General features: G+C 61.7%; 14 protein-coding genes and 1 tRNA gene. 5 read left to right on the top strand and 10 right to left on the bottom strand.

Going from position 1 to position 19,003, the window contains the following annotated elements:
• Nucleotides 1-521: 521 nt before the first annotated feature.
• The 3 genes from HCZ97_RS06900 to HCZ97_RS06890 are packed head-to-tail and all read right to left on the bottom strand — an operon-like array spanning nt 522 to nt 2,753.
• Nucleotides 522-914, bottom strand: coding sequence for a DUF6379 domain-containing protein (locus tag HCZ97_RS06900; RefSeq protein ID WP_167687949.1), 393 nt, complete (start codon nt 912-914; stop codon nt 522-524).
• 11 nt (nt 915-925) lie between these two features.
• Complete coding sequence (locus tag HCZ97_RS06895; protein WP_167687948.1) at nt 926-1,936, bottom strand: sugar phosphate isomerase/epimerase; 1,011 nt, start codon at nt 1,934-1,936, stop codon at nt 926-928.
• Nucleotides 1,937-1,985: 49 nt separating this feature from the next.
• The gene (locus HCZ97_RS06890; RefSeq protein WP_167687947.1) at nt 1,986-2,753 is read right to left on the bottom strand and encodes a TIM barrel protein; all 768 of its coding nucleotides are present in this window, start codon (nt 2,751-2,753) and stop codon (nt 1,986-1,988) included.
• A 189-nt stretch (nt 2,754-2,942) separates the two neighbouring features.
• On the opposite strand from HCZ97_RS06890, the gene HCZ97_RS06885 reads away from it, so the two are divergent.
• Entirely contained in the window at nt 2,943-4,382 is a 1,440-nt protein-coding gene (locus tag HCZ97_RS06885; RefSeq protein WP_167687946.1) for an MFS transporter, read from the top strand.
• A 57-nt stretch (nt 4,383-4,439) separates the two neighbouring features.
• Here the strand turns inward: HCZ97_RS06885 and HCZ97_RS06880 are convergent, their stop codons facing one another.
• The 5 genes from HCZ97_RS06880 to HCZ97_RS06860 form a co-directional block, all read right to left on the bottom strand.
• On the bottom strand, nt 4,440-6,815 hold the full coding sequence (locus HCZ97_RS06880) for a glycoside hydrolase family 3 protein (RefSeq protein ID WP_217701737.1): 2,376 nt from the start codon (nt 6,813-6,815) through the stop codon (nt 4,440-4,442).
• On the bottom strand, nt 6,815-7,408 hold the full coding sequence (locus HCZ97_RS06875) for an NADPH-dependent FMN reductase (RefSeq protein WP_167687944.1): 594 nt from the start codon (nt 7,406-7,408) through the stop codon (nt 6,815-6,817). The genes HCZ97_RS06880 and HCZ97_RS06875 overlap by 1 nt, the downstream gene beginning before the upstream one ends.
• Complete coding sequence (locus HCZ97_RS06870; protein ID WP_167687943.1) at nt 7,405-8,526, bottom strand: LLM class flavin-dependent oxidoreductase; 1,122 nt, start codon at nt 8,524-8,526, stop codon at nt 7,405-7,407. The genes HCZ97_RS06875 and HCZ97_RS06870 overlap by 4 nt, the downstream gene beginning before the upstream one ends.
• A 147-nt stretch (nt 8,527-8,673) precedes the next feature.
• Complete coding sequence (locus HCZ97_RS06865) at nt 8,674-9,762, bottom strand: porin (RefSeq protein WP_167687942.1); 1,089 nt, start codon at nt 9,760-9,762, stop codon at nt 8,674-8,676.
• Between the two features lie 246 nt (nt 9,763-10,008).
• Nucleotides 10,009-11,520 carry a GMC oxidoreductase gene (locus HCZ97_RS06860; RefSeq protein ID WP_167687941.1) on the bottom strand — a complete coding sequence of 504 codons (1,512 nt, stop codon included), beginning with the start codon at nt 11,518-11,520 and terminating at the stop codon, nt 10,009-10,011.
• A gap of 379 nt (nt 11,521-11,899) precedes the next feature.
• On the opposite strand from HCZ97_RS06860, the gene HCZ97_RS06855 reads away from it, so the two are divergent.
• A complete protein-coding gene (locus HCZ97_RS06855; protein ID WP_167687940.1) occupies nt 11,900-13,063 on the top strand; it encodes an MFS transporter in 1,164 nt (387 codons plus the stop codon).
• Between the two features lie 140 nt (nt 13,064-13,203).
• On the top strand, nt 13,204-13,863 hold the full coding sequence (locus tag HCZ97_RS06850; protein ID WP_167687939.1) for a TetR/AcrR family transcriptional regulator: 660 nt from the start codon (nt 13,204-13,206) through the stop codon (nt 13,861-13,863).
• 243 nt (nt 13,864-14,106) lie between these two features.
• On the opposite strand, the gene HCZ97_RS06845 is transcribed toward HCZ97_RS06850, so the two are convergent.
• Together HCZ97_RS06845 and HCZ97_RS06840 are read right to left on the bottom strand one after the other, a co-directional pair.
• Nucleotides 14,107-15,009, bottom strand: a complete 903-nt coding sequence (locus HCZ97_RS06845) for a LysR substrate-binding domain-containing protein (RefSeq protein WP_167687938.1) — start codon at nt 15,007-15,009, stop codon at nt 14,107-14,109.
• A 104-nt stretch (nt 15,010-15,113) separates the two neighbouring features.
• Nucleotides 15,114-15,190: transfer RNA gene (locus HCZ97_RS06840), tRNA-Arg, on the bottom strand.
• 152 nt (nt 15,191-15,342) lie between these two features.
• Here HCZ97_RS06840 and HCZ97_RS06835 point away from each other — a divergent pair.
• Both HCZ97_RS06835 and HCZ97_RS06830 read left to right on the top strand, forming a co-directional pair.
• Entirely contained in the window at nt 15,343-17,802 is a 2,460-nt protein-coding gene (locus tag HCZ97_RS06835) for a methyl-accepting chemotaxis protein (RefSeq protein ID WP_217701736.1), read from the top strand.
• A gap of 161 nt (nt 17,803-17,963) precedes the next feature.
• Complete coding sequence (locus HCZ97_RS06830; RefSeq protein WP_368484331.1) at nt 17,964-18,989, top strand: LacI family DNA-binding transcriptional regulator; 1,026 nt, start codon at nt 17,964-17,966, stop codon at nt 18,987-18,989.
• Nucleotides 18,990-19,003: the final 14 nt, after the last annotated feature.

Here is a 19,003-nt window from a genome sequence, read left to right as displayed (position 1 = left end):
GGCACGCCCATGGCCTGGCGCAAGGACGCCTACCTCGACGCCGAGGGAGCGCACATTGCCTGCCATGCCCATGGCGCGTCTTAAGGCCAGCAGGGTATCTGGCGGCGGGCTGCGGCATCGGCCGCGAGGCGAAGCTCTGGCTGACGGAACGCGCCATGAAGGTCTGCGGCACCGACGCCTGGAGCTGAGACGCCCCGCTGAAGGGCGTCGCCGAAAAAGCCAAGGCTACCGGCCAGTGGGATCTTTTCTGGGAGGGCCACAAGGCCGGGGCCGAGACCGTCTACTGCCACATAGAAAAGGTCGCCAACATCGACCAGCCGCCCGACGCCGGCTTCGAAGTCATGTGCTTTCCGGTCAAGGTCGCGCGTGGCTCTGCCGGCTGGTGCCGCCCGTTGGCCATCCTCGCGGACTGAAGTGACCACGTCATTAAAAAGGCCGGCGCTTCACGGAGCGCCGGCCTTTGCTTTTATCAGGAGGTTGCGGCGTGAGGCCGGTCGCCGGCGCCACGCTGCCTTGCCAGTTCAGGCGGCGAGATCCAGTTCGGTTTCAAACGTCGTCGTCGGAACGAAGGGCAGATAGGAGATCCGCAGCCGTTCCGAGAGCTTCAGCTGGTGGCGGCCTGCCGCAAGCCCGCCAGCCCGCTTGACGAAGATCGTTGCCCTTTCGCCAAAGTTCCAGCGGTCGTCGTAGCAGGTCTCGAGTTCGTCGAGGGTCCAGCTGCGGTCGCGCACGGAGAAGCGGATGTCCTCCCGTGGGACCTCTACACCGTCGACGGACACCGAGAGGTCCTCGACCATGGAAAGGCCAAGGCCGCGGTAATAGGGAAGCCGCGCCTGAAATTCGAAGCCGGTGACGGAGCCGGCGTCCGAGACGTTTCGGAAGCCTTCTTCACAGATGATGTGGTGATCGAACATTGGGGTTCCTTTCAGGCGACAAGTGCTTTGGGCATGGTTTCGCCCAGAAGGTTGCAGAACATATGCTGCTGGCGCCGGACCTGTTCGAGGCTTTCAACCTCCTGCGCGTCCTCCACCCAGCGGTTGCCCTCGTATTCCGAACAGATGTAGCCCTTGTAGCCACCCTTCCTCAGGACCTCGAAGACTTCGTCGTAGGGGATAGAGAACTCGACGCAATCCTCTGTCATTTCATAGAACTTGGCGTGGATGTTGTGAATCCTCGGAATGAAGTCGAGCATGCGCTTGGGGCTGAAGGCGCCGTTGTGACGGAGCGTTTCGACCATGCCCATCTGCGGGCCGGGGCCCCATTTCTCGATGACGTCGTTGACCACGTATTCGGCAAGGCGCCGGTCGTTGAAGGACTGCTCGATAAAGTCCGCCGCGTCGCTCGGCACACCATTGCGTATGAAGCGCTCCTTCCAGACCCGGGGATAGCGGTAGAGGAAGACGCCCATGTCCGGCAGGAAGCCCAGAGCGTCGGTCCCGGCCTTGTCGTAGGCCTCGGCGTGGCGCAGAATCCAAGGGTGATCGAAGTGCAGCGGCGCGTGCACTTCCAGGAGGATCTTGATCCCCTTCTCCTCGGCGTAGGGCGCTGCGGCGACCAGAACCTCGGGCTCCAGCGAGACGAGGGAGCGGATGAATTTCATTCCGAGCCTGGCGCCGAAATCTATATCCTTGCGGACGCTGGCGACCTGTTCGTCGAAGGGCATCTTCTGCCCCTTGTAGCGCTTGTAGTCGAGCATGAAATCGTGGGCGACCGGGACCGTGCCGTACTTGGCCATGAGGCCGTGCCATTCCTCGATCTTTTCGTCGGCGACCCCGACCTCGGGCCAGCCCCAAAAGGTCTGTTCGCCGACGATTTCGATCCCCATGGCGCCCATTTCCGCGCAGGTACGGATGCAGTCCTCCAGCGTCATCCGGCCCAGGAAGGTGTCGTTCTGGAAGCTGTACAGGCTCACGCCCCGTCTGATGTCGTAAGTCATTTGGTTCTCCGCTGTTCAAATCAGCCGGACGGCAGCGCCGCCCTCTCGATCACAGGCCTGTCGCGGCTCGCGCGGTCCTGAGCGATTGCGTTGCGGGCATGGTGGGCTTGTATTCGAGCCCCACTGCCCCCTCGTATCCCAGCGCCCGCAGGCGCCCAAGCTTGTCCTGCCAGTCGATGACGCCTGTCCCGGGCTCGTTGCGGCCGGGCATGTCGGCGACCTGGACATGGTGGACCAGGTGCATTCTGTCCTTCAGCACCTGCTCGAGATCCTCCTCCATGACGGCGGAGTGGTAGAGATCGAAAAGGAGCTTCAGATTGGGGCTGTCCACTGCCTCGATGATGTCGAGGGCCTCGGCAGTATCGGACAGGAACATGCCCGGATGCTCCACTCGGGTGTTGAGCGGCTCCAGAACCAGCACGATACCCGCCTCTTCGGCGAGACGCGCGGCCTGGCGCAGCGCGCTGATCGCTTCTTCCCGTTGCTCTTCGCGCGGAACGCCCTCGCGCGTGAAGCCCGAGGCCACAACCAGCGGCGGCTTGCCAAGGCGCGCGGCGACCTCGAGTGACTCGCGCACGGCCTGTAAGAATTCGGCATGCTCGGCCGGGTCCACGAGGCTGCGGCGGGGCTCGACCACGAAGCTGGTGAGCGTCACGCCGGTTTCTTCCAGAGCCTGCGCCACAGCATCGATCTGCTTGTCGCGCCACAGGTGGAACTCGACATGCGCGATGCCGTCGGCCTTGGCCGCACGGATCCGGTCGGCAAGATCAGGGTGCGTGTCCTGGTAGAGCCACTCGATACAGGCAGATGGAAACACGTTGACTCTCCTCAGGTGTCAGATCGGGGAGGGTCGCTGGATCGGTCGCCCCGCTCTCGGCCCCCCTCCCCGGTGACCGAATGCGCTTGTTCCGCGGCTTAAATTAGAATACGAATTCTTGTTATGGTATTGGGACGATCCTTGTCAAGCGGATCGTGAGCATGCCGCCCTCAAAGGAATGGTGAGACCATGAACGGCTCGTACGAGCGCCAGCCCACCGATCGGGAAAGGACCATCTCTGTTGCCGTGGTCACGGTGGCGTTGATGCTTGAAATCATCGACGGCTCGGTGGTGAACGTGGCAATCCCGCATTTTCGCTCCAGCCTGGGCGCGAGCACGGCGCAAATCGAATGGATTTCCGCCGGCTACGCCTTCTTCTTTGCCATCACGCTGATACCCGGCGGGCGCATGGGCGACATCTTCGGCTACCGCCGGATGTTCCTCAGCGGCATGATCGGCTTTGCCTTTGCCTCGGCGGGCTGTGGCCTGGCACCGGATGCCGAGACGCTGATCGCAATGCGGATTTTGCAGGGTTTCTCGGGGGCGCTGATGGGCCCGCAGATCCTGTCCATCGTGCAGGTCCTCTACGCGCCGCACGAACGGTTCAAGGTCATGAGCATCTTCGGTTTGCTGGGTGGCGTGGCCGGCGTCCTCGGCCCGATCATCGGCGGGGTGCTTATCCGCGCCGATATCATGGGCCTGGGATGGCGCCCGATCTTCCTGATCAACCTGCCGGTCGTCGCCGTGGCGGTCGTCATTGCGATGCGTGTACTTCCCAAGGGGGGCGCAGAGCCGAAACCCGGTCTCGACCTGAAGGGGGCGCTGCTGAACCTCTTGGCCTTTTCGGCCTTCCTGCTTCCCCTGATCGAAGGTCCCGCGCTCGGCTGGCCCCTGTGGTCACGCCTGATGCCGGGTGCCGGTGCGCTGCTGCTCGCCCTGCTCTGGCGTCATCTTCGCCGTCGCGCTCGCACGGCGCGGCCCGTGCTTGTGCCGCCGAATGTCTTTGCAAGCGGCGCCTTCCGGGCCGGGCTCTCGATTGCCATGGTATACCAGGTGGTCACCGGGACGCTTCTCATCGCCGTTCCGGTCATGCTCCAGAGCCATCTCGGCTTCGACCCGCTGGAAACCGCTCTGCTGCATGTGCCCTTCGCGGCGGGCGCGGCCCTTTCCATCGCGGTGCTTGGACGGCGGCTTTTGCCCTATCTCGGCCGGAAGATGCCGCTCATCGGCGTTGCCGGACAAATCACCGGCATCCTGATGATGGCAAACGTCCTTGGAGACTGGGACGGCGGTGCAGACGCGCTTCGGCTGATGGCCGGGTTTGCGCTTTGTGGTTGCGGCATGGGGCTGATCTCGGCACCGCTGCCGGCCTTCGCCTTCGTGCAGATCGACCAGCGGAATGCGGGGGCGGCCTCGGGGGTCTTCCGGGCCTCGCAGCAGCTGGGCATGGCGATCGGCATTGCCTCGCTCGGCGGTATCTTTCTGGCGCAGAGCACGCATGACGCGACTTCGGCAATATGGTTTCTGGCCAAATGCCAGGTCGCCCTTCTTCTGGTGATCGCCGGGCTGAGCCGGCTTTTGCCAACGGACGCGCACAAGCCTGCCCCCGCACCTGCGGCCCCAACTTAGAAACGAAAAGGGCCCCCGGTTGGGGGCCCGCGCTTCGACGTCTCTGGATCGGCTTCGCTATGGGTGAACGACACCGCGCGCCAGCGCATCGGCCAGAGAAAGCCCGGCATAAAGCGTCGCGCCCTGCGGCTTGCACCAGCTTCCATCGCGCCAACGGCGCAGCGGCCGCAGATCGACGTCGATGCATTTCTCACCTGTCTCGCCACCTGCAAGGACAAACGGGGCGAACCCGACGAGCGACACGTGCTCCTCTCCGGGGAGCCTTGCGTAGACCTGCACGACCGCCTTCCCGCTGCGTATCGAAGAATTCTTCAACTGGATCCTCACCGGCCCATCGAGACCCCCGCGGGCATCCTTAATTTCCAGCGCCGCGTAGCCCAGACCGTCGCCCAGGCCAAAACGCGGAGCGTGGCCCTGCGCCACGAAACTGCGGTAGCCGATCAGCGAACCCTCCTGGTAGGTCAGGTGCCCCTCCGCGTCCGGCGTAAGACCGTAGGCGGGATAGTCGCTCTCTTGCTGCGCCACGGTGAAGGCGAGCCGTCCGCCGGGCTCACGTTGGCCGACGAGCACGTCGGCTAAGGCGGGACCGAACTCTTGGCCCGGGTAGAGCGCGAGCATAAGCCCCGGCACATGCTCAGCGAATTCAAGATCCAGCGCGTGGCCGACGTTGACAATGATCACAGTTGACGGGTTGGCCGCAGCAACGCGACGCGCGAGTTCCAGTTGGCGTGGCGACAGCATGGCGCTTTGCCGATCCTTGGACTCGACGCTGGCATCGGACGTTTCGCCAAGCATGAGCAACACCACGTCGGAGTCGGTCGCCACAGCCTCGGCCTCGGCGTAGAGCGCCTCGGTCCGGTCGGGCCCGTCGATCCCGTACCACAGCCCCTGCACATGTGCCGGTGAATAGCGAAGTTCGATCTCGATCTGCCTCGGTGTGAGGTCATGAAAATCCACCTCGACACAATTCGCCTCGCCGGACTTGAGACGGCCCATGATGTCTGCCGGGGCGTAGAGCGTGTCGTCGGCAAGCACCTCCTCGCCATCGACCAGGATCCGGGTCGCGCCGGTCCCCCCCGCATAGATGCGATGCGGCCCCGCATGCTCTGGCACGAAGACCCCCGAGGCCCGCACACCCGCAGCCTTGTCCACTGCCGCGGCAATCCCCGTTCGTGCGAACCAAGTCAGCGAATTGGTGTCGCGGACCTCCTCGGCAAGGGGCGGCGCGCCGAAGTCATGGCTATCGAAGTAAGTGACCTTCATGCCGCGCCCATCGGCTTCGTCCATGGGTGTCACGGGCATCGGCGGCAGTACCGGTTCTGCCAGGCAGCCCTGAGCAAACCTCAGGTCGAACTGCGCCGCAAGCTTGGCCTCGGCCGCCTCGCGCGGTGTCGGCAAGGATGGGTCGACCGAGATCTTGGCAAAGGTTCCGCCCTGGTAGCAGGGGGCCGACCAATTCGGCCCGATCAGCGCAACACGGCGCTGGCGGGCCGGATCGAGCGGCAGAAGCGGCCCGTCGTTGCGCAGCAGGACCATGCCCGCGGCCGCTGCCTCGGTCAGGGCCGCTCTGTCGAGCTCCGTGCTTTGCCCTTTCCCCGCGAAACGCCGGGCCGTGCTGGAGACACGCGTTGCCGCATCCTCCAGCCGCGCCGCATCGATTTCGCCACGGTCAAGCATTGCAAGGCAGTGCTCCCCCATCTCTCGGCCTGGCCCCGGCATCTCAAGGTCAAGCCCGGCATGCATTGCCGCCTGCCCGTCCATCACGCCGAACCAGTCGGACACCAGCAGTCCATCAAACTTCCATTCGGTCTTGATGATCTGGTTCATGAGCAGTGCGTGCTCAGAGCAATAGGCGCCGTTGACCCGGTTGTAGGCCATCAGGAAACCTGCGGGCTTCGCCGCCAGCGCCATTTCGAAGGGAAGCAGGTAGACCTCGCGCAGGGCCTCTTCGGAGACGCGGACATCCACCGAGTTCCGGTCCGTCTCGCTGTCGTTGCAGGTAAGGTGCTTGGGGATCGCGCCGACCCCCCGGGATTGCAGGCCCTCGGCCCAAGCCCGGCCCAGAGTCCCTGTCAAAAACGGGTCTTCCGAGAAGTATTCGAAGGCCCGGCCCGCAAGCGGCGAGCGCGGAAGATTGATATTCGGGGCCAGCAAAGCATCGACCCCCGAGCGCGCCGCCTCGGAGCCAACGACAGCACCGACGCGGCGTACCAGGTCGGCGTCCCAGCTTGCGCCAAGTGCGACCGGCGCCGGTGTCAGGACGGCAATATCACGCTCGTCCACCCTGCCGCTTGCCACGCCCATTGGGCCGTCGGCCATGTGCAACGCAGGCAGTCCGCCGACCGGCGCCGTGTTCCACATGGCGCCGCCTGCAGTGAGCAGTGCCTTGTCCGCGTCCGACAGGCGGTCTGCCGGTACCGTCTGATCACGCATCATGCGGCTCCCCTGTTTTCATTGGGTTGTTGAAAGGCGGCGGCGAACCGGACGATCTGCTTGGCCTGCGCCGCGATGCTGGCGTCGAGCTGCGGGTCTGCCACGGCACCATCCGCATCGAACAAAGGACCCGCCAACGAATTGACCGAGACGCCGATCGGCGTGGGCCAGCCCCGCATGGCATGAACCATATCGCGCAGCGCCGAAAGCGTGATGCCGGTGCCCTGCCAGCCCGCCGCCGAGACCACCAGACCGACGGGAAGATCATCGAAATAAACCCGCGCATCTCCACGCAGGTCCTCGAGCAGGTCGAGCGCATTCTTGACCAGCCCGGAAACGCCAGCGTGATACGCAGGTGTGCCGATCACAAGGCCGTCACACCGCCGCACCGCCTCAACAAACTCACGCTGTTCCGCAGTTCGCTCGGGGTTCTCCGGAGCGAAGAGCGGCAATCGCGCAAGGAACGCACCGTCGAAGAGGCGCGTCCGCGCCCCTTCTTTTTCACAGTTGGACAGCACGGCACGAACCAGCTTCTCACTGGAAGAGCCCGCGCGCGTGGTCCCGCCGAAACCGAGGATGAGTGGCTTGCTCATGCCGCCGCCCGACGCTTCGCGGCGAAATGCGGAATGACCTTCTCGCCCATCAGGGACACGGTCTGCTTGGCAAAATCAAGGCGCTGGTCGGTGAGCGGCCCGGTAGTGGTGCCGCACAGAACGTTGCCGATCCCCAGTTCGGCATAGGGCTCAAGATGCTCGATCACCTGCTCGGGCGTACCGTAGAGACACCACGTGGCGATCCACTCGTCGGTCAAAGCTTCAAGATTGATGTCCGTCTTCTTGTTGGCCTCGTCCGCTTCGGCCTTTGCCGCAAAGGCGTTCTCGCGGTTCACTGCCTCCTGATAAGCACGCAGGATGATCTCAAGCTCTTCTCGGGCCTGATCGGCGGAGGGGGCGACGTGGACGCACTGATAGGTGTGGGTCGTCCAGCCAAGCGCCTGGTCCAGAGTGGCTTGGTCGTGACCCGCCGCCATCAGCATGTCGCGATACTTGGTGTAGTGCTTGGTCACGTGGGACAACGGTTCGAGGTTGTTGATCACGGGCGGGCTGAAGGCCGGGATAAAAGCGGGCCAGCCGTTCTCGGCCGCGCGCCGCACAGAAGCCTCCTTGAAGGCGACCGGCATCAATGGCGCATGGCCCTTGGAATAAGGCGCCGGTGCGATCCGCTGTAAAACGCGCCCCTTCCAGGGACCGCTCTCGAACTCGATGGGATCATCCTCGGGCAGTTTCGCCCAGAGTTCCTCTGCGATTTCGAGGTTCCGGTCCGAGATCGCCGACGCTTCGCGGTAGTTCACGCCAAAGCCGATCATCTCCTCCGGTGTTGTGCCGGAGCCGACGCCGATCAGCACCCGACCATCGTTGAGCTGGTCGAGAAGGTTTACCCGCTCGGCAAACCGGACCGGGCTGTGCAGTGGTACCGAAGTGACCGAGAAGCCCAGCGTCGTGGGCTTGCGGAATTGCGGCGCCAGCCACGCCGCGAACATCATCGGGTCCGACGCCCAAGGCGCATAACCGGTGAAATGGTGATCGGGCGTGAACACCGCTTCGAAGCCCTTGGCCTCTGCAAGCAGTGCGTGATCGCCCATTGCCTTCATGACAAAACGATCCTGCTCGGGTGCCGTCGCCCGCGCATTCAGAAACACGGAAAAGCGCATCTAGTCCTCCCTGGATGACTCGAAACATAATTAGAATATTAATTCTATATTTTGCAAGGAGAGCCCTTGTCAAGCTTTTGCAGGGCAAGAAAAAACCCGCACCTTACTCAGGTGCGGGCAGTTTGAGGGAACTGTTACAATGTCGGCTCAGAAGAGCTTTTCGATGCGCACCATCGCCTGGAAGGCGTCCTTGCCATCCCTGTAGTCATTTTTGTCGTTGTAGGAGATGTAGGTGAGTTCGGGAATGATCGATAAAGTCGGGATCGGCTCGAAAAGCACGTTGGCCGAGACCGCGAAGGTCTGCGCTTGGTCATAGGAAACCTGGAAATTGGCACTCGTCTTGTCGCCAAGCCCGTATGTGCCCCCACCCCAAGCCGCGTAGTCACCGCCCCAAGTCCCGTAGAAGCTGCTGATCTGCCGCTCCATGCCCCCGTTGTCCGTGGGAGCGTAGACGTCGTCAAAGGTCTTGTAGGCCGCCTGCCCCCAGAAACCATTCCGACCTCCAAGGCGATAATCCACGCGAAGCTTTGCAGCGGCGCCATCGTTCGGCGCGTCGTAGGCCAAGGCGCCCCGAAGGCTGAAATCCTCCCAGTCCTTGCCGAGCCCGAAGACCACGTTCGGCATGTCACCTTCGATCTCGCCGTTCACTTCGGCATAATCGTCGCTGCCCTGCTCGAGCGACACGAGGCCCTTGACCCCCTCGGCCGGTTTGAAACTGTAAGCCAGCTGGCCGGTTGAGTAGCCGCCCGCCGGCACAAGGCCGGTATTCACCACGCGGCCGAGATCGCCGGTCGCACGGATGAATGCGGATTCCTCTACGCCGAAGAGGAAGTCACCAATCCCGATGTTGGCGCGGTAAAGGCGGACGCCTAGTGTGCCGCCATCGACATGGCTGAAGCGTGCTTCGGCCATAGTCGTGATCGGGCCGTAGTCGCTCTCGTTGGTCGACCCCACCCGCAGGGTGAAACGCGACGTCGACTGGTAGGTCTCGAGGGGCTGCGTATCATCGAGCTTACTGCCAGCGGCGGGCTCGAAACGGATCAGACCCTGGAAACGCAGGCAGCTGTTGGTGCCGGGTACATAGAAGTAGCCAATACCCTTGCTATCGCAGCTTCGTACGTAGGTCGGCTGATCGCCGATGCCCTGGGTGGGGATGGTTGCAAGTGTGGTTTCCGCACTGGCCGAGGCTGCAAACGCGCACGCCAAGGCCGCGGCAGAGACTGCCGTTCTGATCATCCTAGGTCTCCTCCCTGAGATCATTTCTTGATACGCGCCTTCTCTGCGGCGCGTCGCGTCATCGGCTCGGGGTCGGCCGAAAAGGTGACCGAACCAAACTCCCGGGGCCAATGTCAGCAGTGCTACCCAATGCTCCGCATGCGTTCAATAATGATAATTCTAATTCTAATATATTGCTAATAAATACCTGCACCACTCTTCCCGCACCAAGTGTCCGGCGCCCGCCTCCCCGGGCACCGGACTGTCTTAGACGGACTGTCGCTTGGCGACATCGTCGGCTGCAATCACTGCAAGAGAGACCGCGGTAAGCGTGGGGTTGCAGGCGGTCGACGTCGGAATGCAACCGTTGCCGCCGAGGTAGAGGTTCGCCACGCCCCAGACTTTGGACGCGGGATCGCAAACGCAGGTACCGTCATCCTCTGGTCCGATGCGATGGGTTCCCTGATAGTGCAGCGACGTTCCGGCGGGCAGCACGATCGGATCGCCGATCACTTTCCCCAGCGAAGCCCCCACAGCCGCGACGACATCTGCCGCCTGCCGCAGCCTGTCGCGGTCCCCATCGGTCAGACTATACTCCAGTCGCATCTTCGGCAGACCAAGCGCATCCCGCTCATCCTCGAAAACGATACGGTCGTCGGCGCGGATCTCCTTGGCCGCGAAAAGGCCCAGGCCGACCACCGGGCGGCCGCTGCCATCGGCGCGGGGCTCCAGCGGAATGGGCGAGGTGTCCATCTGCATCAGCTGGGCGTGGAACGGGAAATCGCGGTCCTTGAAGGGGATCCAGCTTACGCCCGTCACGTTGTCCCGCTGATCGGGCACATCGCGCGGGCTGCTGCCGCGCCAGGCACGACTTGGGTCCAGCTCGATGAGCGAAATCACTTGCGGCTGATCGTTGAGATAGCGCCCGAGCGCCTCGTGCCTCACTCCGGAAGCATGAAGCAGTTGCGGCGTACGCAGTGCATCTGCGGCAACAAAAACTGTCCCGGCATCGACAATGCGGCTCTGGCCCGTGTTACAGTCCTCCAGTTCGACACCCGTCGCCTGTCCGTCGACCACGATAATCCGCCGACACAACGTCTGGGTGCGCAACTCCGTCCGGCGCGCCGCGCGCCCCTCGGCCGTGGCGAGCGGACCGAGCACCACATCCACGCCCCCCCAGATCGGGCCAGACTCATTCTTCCGGCAGGCCAGCGGCATCGGCTGGGGCATACGGTCTGCCGTGCGCCCCGCGCCGAAATCGCGCCGCAGCGACTCGACGATGAAGCTGGTGGTCTCATTGCTCGGAAATCCATCCTGAATGACGTTCAGATAGGTCTCTGCCGTCTCGAAGGCTTCGGCCAAAACGCTTTCCGGCAGGAAGTCGATACGCTCAGAATCGCCGGGGCGCGGACAGGCGCAGGTCCAATGCGCGCCCATTCCCCCCAGGTTGCTGGACATTGCCGCCGCGGGCATTCCCAGGTCATCGGGTGTGCCGGTGGCGTCATGGCGCAGCAGGAACGTGCCAGGCCTCGCGCTCAGCGCGTCTTGCGGCCTCGTTTCTGATGCGACACGCGCCAACGGAAAAGCGCGCGCCTCGGCATAAGCGCCTTCCCGGCGCTCCGGCGGCAGGTTGCGAATGTTCACACCACCGGTATCTGCGAGGTCCTTGCCAGCCTCCACCATGAGAATGCTCATGTCGGTGGTCTCGGCCAGCCTACGCGCAAAGGCGGATCCTACCGGACCGCTGCCCACCACCACCGCGTCAAATCGCTCAGACATCTTTCCCTCCCTCACAGATAGTCGCCGTGACATAGGCAGGATCTCCCGGAAACCGACAATTTATTCCCGTCATGCTTCAATTCAGCAGCTTGATGCCACCGCGGGCCCGAGCATTCAGCGCGCGAATAGGTGAATGGGGAATATTCATTTCTGCTCATCGACCGTGAGTGTCTACCCTCTGGAGCGATACCGACAATGAGACCGTGTTCGCCGAGGGAGAGCCGAAGGAAACTGCGGCCGGTCTCAAAAATCGAATTGAAATTTTTGTTCTTATGTCGCAGAGGAAACGACATCAAGACAATAGGAGGAGAATGTCTTGAACACCGCCGCCCCGTCCCATGCTGGACCCCGACAGGCAGGCGTCCCTCAAGGGATCGTCATGGCCATCACCGCGTTTCTGCCGATCATGGCCATTATCTCGTTGGTGCCTGCGGTGCCGACGTTGATCCAGCATTTCGCAGACACGCCCCATGCCCACACCTTGATCCCCCTGATGTTGACCGCCCCCGGGCTCATGATTGCCATCTCCGCCCCCTTCGTCGGCTGGGCTGCGGACGCGGTGGGCCGGCGCAAGTTGCTGCTGTGCTCTACGCTTCTCTACGGGATCTGCGGGACGATGCCGCTGTATCTTCACGACCTCGGCGCCATTTTTGCCAGCCGGCTAGGAGTGGGTCTTTCCGAGGCTATCGTGCTGACCATCGCCAACACAATGATGATGGACTATTTCGGCATGGATCGTCGGCGGTTCTGGCTGACGGTGCAGGGCATCGTTGGGCCGCTCGCTGCCAGTGCCGTGATCGCAGGCTCTGGCTACTTGACTGAAATTCATTGGAACGGCGCCTTCTGGATCTACATCGTGGCATTCCCACTTTTCCTGGCCATGCTGGTCTGGATGTTCGAGCCCGAGGTGCTTACCCGCCACGCCGACGAACCCGAGATCGATGACACGACCTTTCCCTGGGGCCGCATTGCCGCTGTTGCTGGGATCACCTTCGTTCTTGCGATCCTCTATTACATCTACACTATAAACGGTGGGTCGGCCTTCCATTCGCTGAACAACGCGCCTCCGGGGCGGATAGGCCTGGTCATGTCGATCGTTTCGCTGGCAGTTCCCGCCGGGGCGCTCTTCTTCAGCTTCAGCTCAAAACGTCTGTCCCCCGAACAGGTCCTTGGCGTGATGCTGGTCTTTATCGGTATCGGCATGCTTGGTATCGGCTTCTCGACCAACGAATTCGCTATGGGCGTTTCGGCCTTCGTTCAGCAAATCGGAGCGGGCATGGCGGTCAGCGCGATGATCTTCTGGGTCTCATCACTGTTTGGCCCAGCTCACAGGGGGCGCGCTATGGGCGCTTGGTCAAGCGCCTTCTTCGCCGGCATGTTCGTCAGCCCACTGATCTTCAGCGCGTTTCGGGGGTGGGCCGGAGAGGGCGTGCTCTATCCGTTCCAGGTGTTCGGCCCAGTGAGCCTCGTCATCGCGGTGCTGATGTTTGCATTCGCCGCATCGCCGCGAGGACGAGCCCTGCGCATCGCCAATACCGCCTGACTGCCAGTCAGGCACGGACAAGGTCGGGGCCTATGCCCCGTCCTTGTTGTGTTCGACGTTGCCGATCATAATATCTGTTCTAATTCGGGTAGAGAAAAGCTACTCCATTATGGCAGGATTCAACGCGAGCGTAATACGACATGGCAGAGAGCACAGGACTGAAGAAGGAACCCAAGCAGCGCCGTAGCCGTATTAGCCAAGCCAAGTTAGTCGCCGCGGCACGCAAGCTTATGGCGGAGCATGGCTACGAGGGCTTCACGCTGCAGCAGGTTTCGAGCACCGCCGGCGTTTCGGTTGGTTCCCTTTACGGACGCTTCACAGGCAAGGACGAATTAGTCCATTTCGTACACAACACCCTTCTCGAAGAGATGGACGCCGCCCATCGGGCGCTTCTCCAAGATCCCGTCTGGGACGAACTTCCGCTGCAAGATATTGTTCCCCGCTTGTTCGACGGAATCGCGGAAATCCTGCGTGACAATGCACCGCTCCTGCGCGCCTACATGATCCGCGCGATAAATGATCCAGTCATCTCCGAAGCCGGCAGCCGGTCCTACTGGCAATTCAGCGACGGCGTGGTGTCGCTTCTCATGACCCGTGCGAACCAGCTTTCCACCGATGACGCCGAGCAGGTCTTCCGATACTGCGTGATGTCGTCCTATTCGACCTACGGCAATTTTCTTGGCCTGGGGTCTACCCGCGGCGAGATCAATCAAGTGGGCTGGTCCTGGATCAAGGAAGAGACAAGCCGCATGCTGCTCGCCTACCTTGGCGCGCACGGCATGCAGGAAATGCAGAACTAGTATTCTAAATTCGCATTTTTATATCCTGCCTTGAAGGGGTAAGAGGAGGACGGGGAGGGTAAACTAGTTCTGAGGCAGGCCTATGAAATCCGTCCAACCGACCTATTCCGAGCAATTCCTTTTCGAAGGCGGAGCGCTGAAGCGCCTTGCCAAGCTTCTTCAACGCAGTGGTGCCGGCTACGCCGCACTGATTTGCGGGACAACGCCAAAGTCACCAACGGCGTTCGGATACGGGCTCTATCTTTAGGTGTCCGTCTGTGCGCAGTCGGAAAAGAAACGCCGCAGCCAGATCAGCCCCGGATCCCGCGACCGGTGTCGATGCCACCGCATCGTCTGACGCAACACAGGAAATTCGACGGGCGGCTCATACACGCGAAACTTGCCAGATGCGGCCGCCCGCTTCGCCAAACGCTCCTGCAGAAGCGCGAGGTGATTTGGCCCGTGCAACAGATCGGCAATCGAGTTGAAAGCAAAGGTCGAAATGGATTTGCGCGGCTCGAGGCCCATCCGACGCATCGCGATGCTACCAAAGCTCTCCTGACCGAAAAACGGCTCCATCACGACCATTTGCGCGTTAACGAAACGCTCCCGGTCCAGTTTCTCCGCGCACTGGAATGCAATCGGAGCCAGCACGACAAGCCGGTCCTCGAAGAGCGGCTCGCTGCTGTGGCCGTCCATTGCGATCGACTCAGGCACGATCAGAAGATCGATCTCGCCCCGCTCGAGCAATTTTTCGGGAGAGGCGAGTTGGGGGCGAAAGTTCAGCCGAATGTTCGGCGCCTCTTCTATCACGCGCTGGCTCACTTTCTCACCCAGCACCGCGAGTGAATAGTCAGACAATACAACCGTGAACTCACGCTCACTTGTCGCTGCGTCAAAGGATGGTGGCGAAAGGATCGAGCCGTCGATCTGAAGGATGATCTCCCTTAAGGGCTCCTGAATCTTCAACGCGAGCGGCGAAAGCTCCATCTGACGACCTACCTGGATCAACAGCGGATCCGAAAAGTAGTCCCTGAGCCTTCCAAGAGCATTGCTCATAGCCGACTGGGTGATGAACATCTCCTCCGCCGCCATGGAGACACTACGGGTGCGCAGCATCACGTCGAGGGCCGCGAGCAGGTTCATGTCAAGCTTCTTGTAGCGCACCGCCCCTCCTCCTAAAGCCGACACAATTATAGAACCACAATTCTTATTCTACTATATACCTCATTGATAGATCTATTTTCAACCAGCCGAGCTTAGCGGAATGGTGGTGACCCCGACAGGATTCGAACCTGTAACCTGCCCCTTAGGAGGGGGCTGCTCTATCCAGTTGAGCCACGGGGCCGCCGGAGCCCTCTTACAAGGTCACGAAAGCCTTGTCATCGACGGAGTCGACGCGGATGTCGATTGAAGTCGAAACATTTTCCCAACGTCATTCACCTGCCATTCGCCGCATTTAAGCTGTCCTTAAAGCGTTCCTGTCATCCCTGCTGCCGGATGAAGAGAGTCCCAGCCACCAGCCAGCTCTCCGAAGGCGTGACACGGGCCAGCACCAACGGCGCGGAAAAGGATGACGAAATGACCGCAACTGAACACTCCGCCTCGACCAAGGGCGCGAAGGGCTCTCCTTTCTCGATGCTGAGCAACGTGAAGCTTGCCGTCAAGCTACCCATCATATTAACGCTCTTCGGGCTGGTCGTGGCTGCGGCACTAACGACGACCGCGTACCTGGGATCCAGAAGCACCCTCGAAGAGCAGCTGAACAATAGGTTCCTCGTCCTGACGGAAAGCCGAGCGGCCCAGCTTGAAGCTGTCCTCAAAGAGACCCAGGGGCTGCTGGTGGCACAATCCGGCGACCCGGCCGTGGGGGCGGCTCTGAACAGTTTCATGCTGGCCTGGACGGCGACTGACGGCGACCCGACAGAAGTCCTTCAGCGCGACTACATCTACGACAACCCGAACCCGCGCGGCGACCGGGATCTGCTGATGGCTGGCGAAAGCGCCCCACAGTACGACCGGACCCATGCGAAGTATCACCCGTTCCTTGATGAGTTTGCCTCTGTGCGCGACCTTGAAGACCTGTACCTTGTCGATCGCGATGGGAACGTGGTCTATTCCGTTGAAAAGGAAGTGGATTTCGGCACCAACCTTCTGTCCGGCCCCTACAAGGACAGTGGGCTTGCCATCGCATTCCAGCAGGCCATCGCCTCTGCGACCGGAGAGATCGCCTTCGCGGACTTCAGCTCTTACGCAGCCGCGGACGGCGACGCGGCCAGCTTCCTTGGCACAGCGGTGCTGGGCCGCGACGGCGCGCCCCTTGGCGCGCTGATTTACAACATGCCGACCGATCGTATAAACGCGATCCTGACCGATCCCAGGGGCCTGGGCGAAACTGGAGAGGCCTATCTTGTCGGCAGCGACCACATGCTTCGCAGCGGCACGCGTTTTGCCGATGGGCCGAAAATCCTGTCGCAGATTCCCCCAAACGAGGTCCTTTTCCAGATGCTGGCAGCCGATTCCTCGGAATTTGTTGCAGGCACGGGGTTGGTGGGCACTGAGGTCGCCATGATGGGCAAGCCGATCGAGTTTCACGGGGCAACCTGGGATGTGGTTGTCGAACAGGCCGAAGAAGAACTGTTCCGTCCCGTGGTCCGGCTGCGCAATCAGCTTTACCTGCAAGTTGGCGCCTTGATGGTAGTGCTTACGATCGTCGGCGTGATGATCGGACAGTCGATTTCAAAACCTTTCGTTCTCGTCGGTCAAGCGATCAGCCGTGTTGCTGAAGGGGATTTGGCCACGGCCACTCCGATGACGGAACGCCGCGACGACGTGGGCAGCCTTGCCCGCAACTTGGAGAACCTGCGCGGCAAGCTTTCGGTCGCAGAGGGTCAGCGCAAACAACAGGAAGAGCAGGCCGAACAGCAAAGACACGTCGTGCAGCACCTGACCTCTGCGATCAGTCAACTGGCCGACGGGGACCTGACCGGTATCATCCGTTCTGAATTTGCTGCGGATTACGAAGCCCTGCGCAATGGCTTCAACGCCGCAATCCTGAAACTGAACGAAACGATTTCCGAGCTGGTTTCCTCTGCCAGGGAAATCGATAACAACGCCCATGATGTAGAGAACGCGTCCAACGACCTAAGCCAGCGTGCAATTGAACAAGCGGCGAGCCTAGAGGAGACAGCCGCCGCGATCACTCAGCTTTCAGCCTCCGTGAAATCCACCGCGGACTCCGCCTCTGAAGCCGATGGGGTCATGAGCCGCGCTAAGGCAGATGCTGCCAAGAGCGGGCAGGTCGTGTCCGAGGCGATGGTGGCTATGGACAAGATCTCTTCCTCGTCCCAAAAAATCACCCAGGTGACCAGCGTGATCGAGGACTTGGCGTTCCAGACAAACCTTCTTGCGCTCAACGCGGGCGTGGAAGCGGCCCGCGCAGGGGAGGCCGGGCGTGGTTTCGCCGTGGTCGCATCCGAAGTGCGCGCCCTGGCGCAGCGCTCTTCCGACGCCGCGAAAGAAATCAACACGCTGATCGTGGAATCTGCTTCTAACGTGACCGGGGGTGTCGAGCTGGTCGAAAAGGCCGGGAAGTCCTTCGAAACGCTGATCGGTGAGTTCGACAAGGTCTCCGCATCGGTGTCATCCATTGCCACTGCCGCGCGCGAGCAATCCGTGGGCCTGGAAGAGATCAACACCGCTGTCGACCAGCTCGACCAGGTGACGCAAAAGAATGCAGCCGTGGCTTCGCAGGTGCATGGCACTGGAAAGGTCATGGTGGGTGAAGCGGCCAAGCTTAACCGTATCTCCCAAAGCTTCCATTGCGACGACAGCAAGGTACGCGATGTGGCCCGGTCGACCACCCCGCGTTTGGCAAAGTCCGAACCGGCGCGGGCAGTGGTAAACGCACCTGCCGCAAGCGCCCCGGGGGCCAGCAATGATGAATGGTCTGAGTTCTGAAAAGGCCAAAGCCTTCAGGCAGTCAGCACTTTGATGCTGGCTGCATTCGGGCACAAACTTAGCCCTGCCGACAGCTTCGCGCATCTCCTTGGATGGCAAAGTTAACTTGAAGACATGACTACCTGCGGGCTAGCATCGGGCATTCATATCAGGAATTGCCCGTGTCCAAACCTCCCACACGTCCGTTGACCCTCAGAGATGTGTCCGAAGCCTCCGGCGTTTCGGAAATGACCGTCAGCCGCGTCCTGCGAAACAGGGGCGATGTGTCCGAGGCGACCCGCCTCAAGGTCCTCTCGGCTGCGAAACGGATGGGCTATGTGCCCAACAAGATCGCCGGCGCCTTGGCCAGCCAGCGCGTGAACCTCGTTGCCGTCATCATCCCCTCCATGTCCAACATGGTCTTCCCTGAAGTGATGACCGGCATTTCACGCGTTCTCGAGACATCCCCTTTGCAGCCTGTGGTCGGCATCACCGATTACCTTCCAGAAAAGGAGGAAAAGGTTCTGTATGAGATGCTCTCCTGGAGGCCATCCGGTGTCATCATCGCCGGCCTGGAACACTCTGACCCGTCCCGCGCCATGCTCCAGGCGGCAGGCATCCCGGTGGTCGAGATCATGGACACCGATGGCAGCCCCATCGATGCAGCAGTTGGGATCTCTCATCGTCGGGCCGGGCGGGAAATGGGCCGCGCCATTCTGCGGGCAGGCTATCGCAAGATCGGGTTCCTGGGCACGCGGTTGGGCGCTGACCATCGCGCGCGCAAACGCTTTGAAGGCTTCACCGAGGCGCTGGCCAAGAACGGGATCGAAATCGCGGATACCGAGTTCTACAGCGAAGGCTCAGCCCTGGCGAAGGGCCGTGAAATGACGCAAAGCATTCTTGCCCGGAGGCCAGATCTGGATTGTCTGTATTATTCCAATGACATCGTCGGCGCGGGCGGGCTTCTTTGGATGATCGAACAGGGCTACGACATCCCGAACAAGATCGGTCTGGCGGGCTTCAATGACGTGTCTTTGCTGCAGGGCCTGCCCTGCAAGCTCGCCACGATGGATTCCTGCAGGACAGAGATCGGTCGACGCGCGGCCGAAATCATCCTGGCCCATGCGGAAAATTCCGATGCCCCCTCCGCTGGGAAGGTTGAGCTGACCCCAACCATCAATTTCGGCGATACGCTGCGCCTCAGTTGACCGCGCAAGAGCCC

Origin of the sequence: Pseudooceanicola sp. HF7 (assembly GCF_011806405.1) — a bacterium.
Lineage (GTDB): Bacteria > Pseudomonadota > Alphaproteobacteria > Rhodobacterales > Rhodobacteraceae > Pseudooceanicola.
The sequence above is the reverse complement of the archived record's forward strand: the minus strand, read 5'-3'. Positions and strand labels throughout refer to the sequence as shown.

Coding starts and splice junctions, on each gene's coding strand:
- HCZ97_RS06875 (WP_167687944.1), bottom strand. CDS start 7,408: ATGAGCAAGCCACTCATCCTCGGTTTCGGCGGGACCACGCGCGCGGGC.
- HCZ97_RS06835 (WP_217701736.1), top strand. CDS start 15,343: ATGAAGAGAGTCCCAGCCACCAGCCAGCTCTCCGAAGGCGTGACACGG.
- HCZ97_RS06880 (WP_217701737.1), bottom strand. CDS start 6,815: ATGCGTGATCAGACGGTACCGGCAGACCGCCTGTCGGACGCGGACAAG.
- HCZ97_RS06850 (WP_167687939.1), top strand. CDS start 13,204: ATGGCAGAGAGCACAGGACTGAAGAAGGAACCCAAGCAGCGCCGTAGC.
- HCZ97_RS06885 (WP_167687946.1), top strand. CDS start 2,943: ATGAACGGCTCGTACGAGCGCCAGCCCACCGATCGGGAAAGGACCATC.
- HCZ97_RS06900 (WP_167687949.1), bottom strand. CDS start 914: ATGTTCGATCACCACATCATCTGTGAAGAAGGCTTCCGAAACGTCTCG.
- HCZ97_RS06855 (WP_167687940.1), top strand. CDS start 11,900: ATGGCCATCACCGCGTTTCTGCCGATCATGGCCATTATCTCGTTGGTG.
- HCZ97_RS06865 (WP_167687942.1), bottom strand. CDS start 9,762: ATGATCAGAACGGCAGTCTCTGCCGCGGCCTTGGCGTGCGCGTTTGCA.
- HCZ97_RS06860 (WP_167687941.1), bottom strand. CDS start 11,520: ATGTCTGAGCGATTTGACGCGGTGGTGGTGGGCAGCGGTCCGGTAGGA.
- HCZ97_RS06870 (WP_167687943.1), bottom strand. CDS start 8,526: ATGCGCTTTTCCGTGTTTCTGAATGCGCGGGCGACGGCACCCGAGCAG.
- HCZ97_RS06895 (WP_167687948.1), bottom strand. CDS start 1,936: ATGACTTACGACATCAGACGGGGCGTGAGCCTGTACAGCTTCCAGAAC.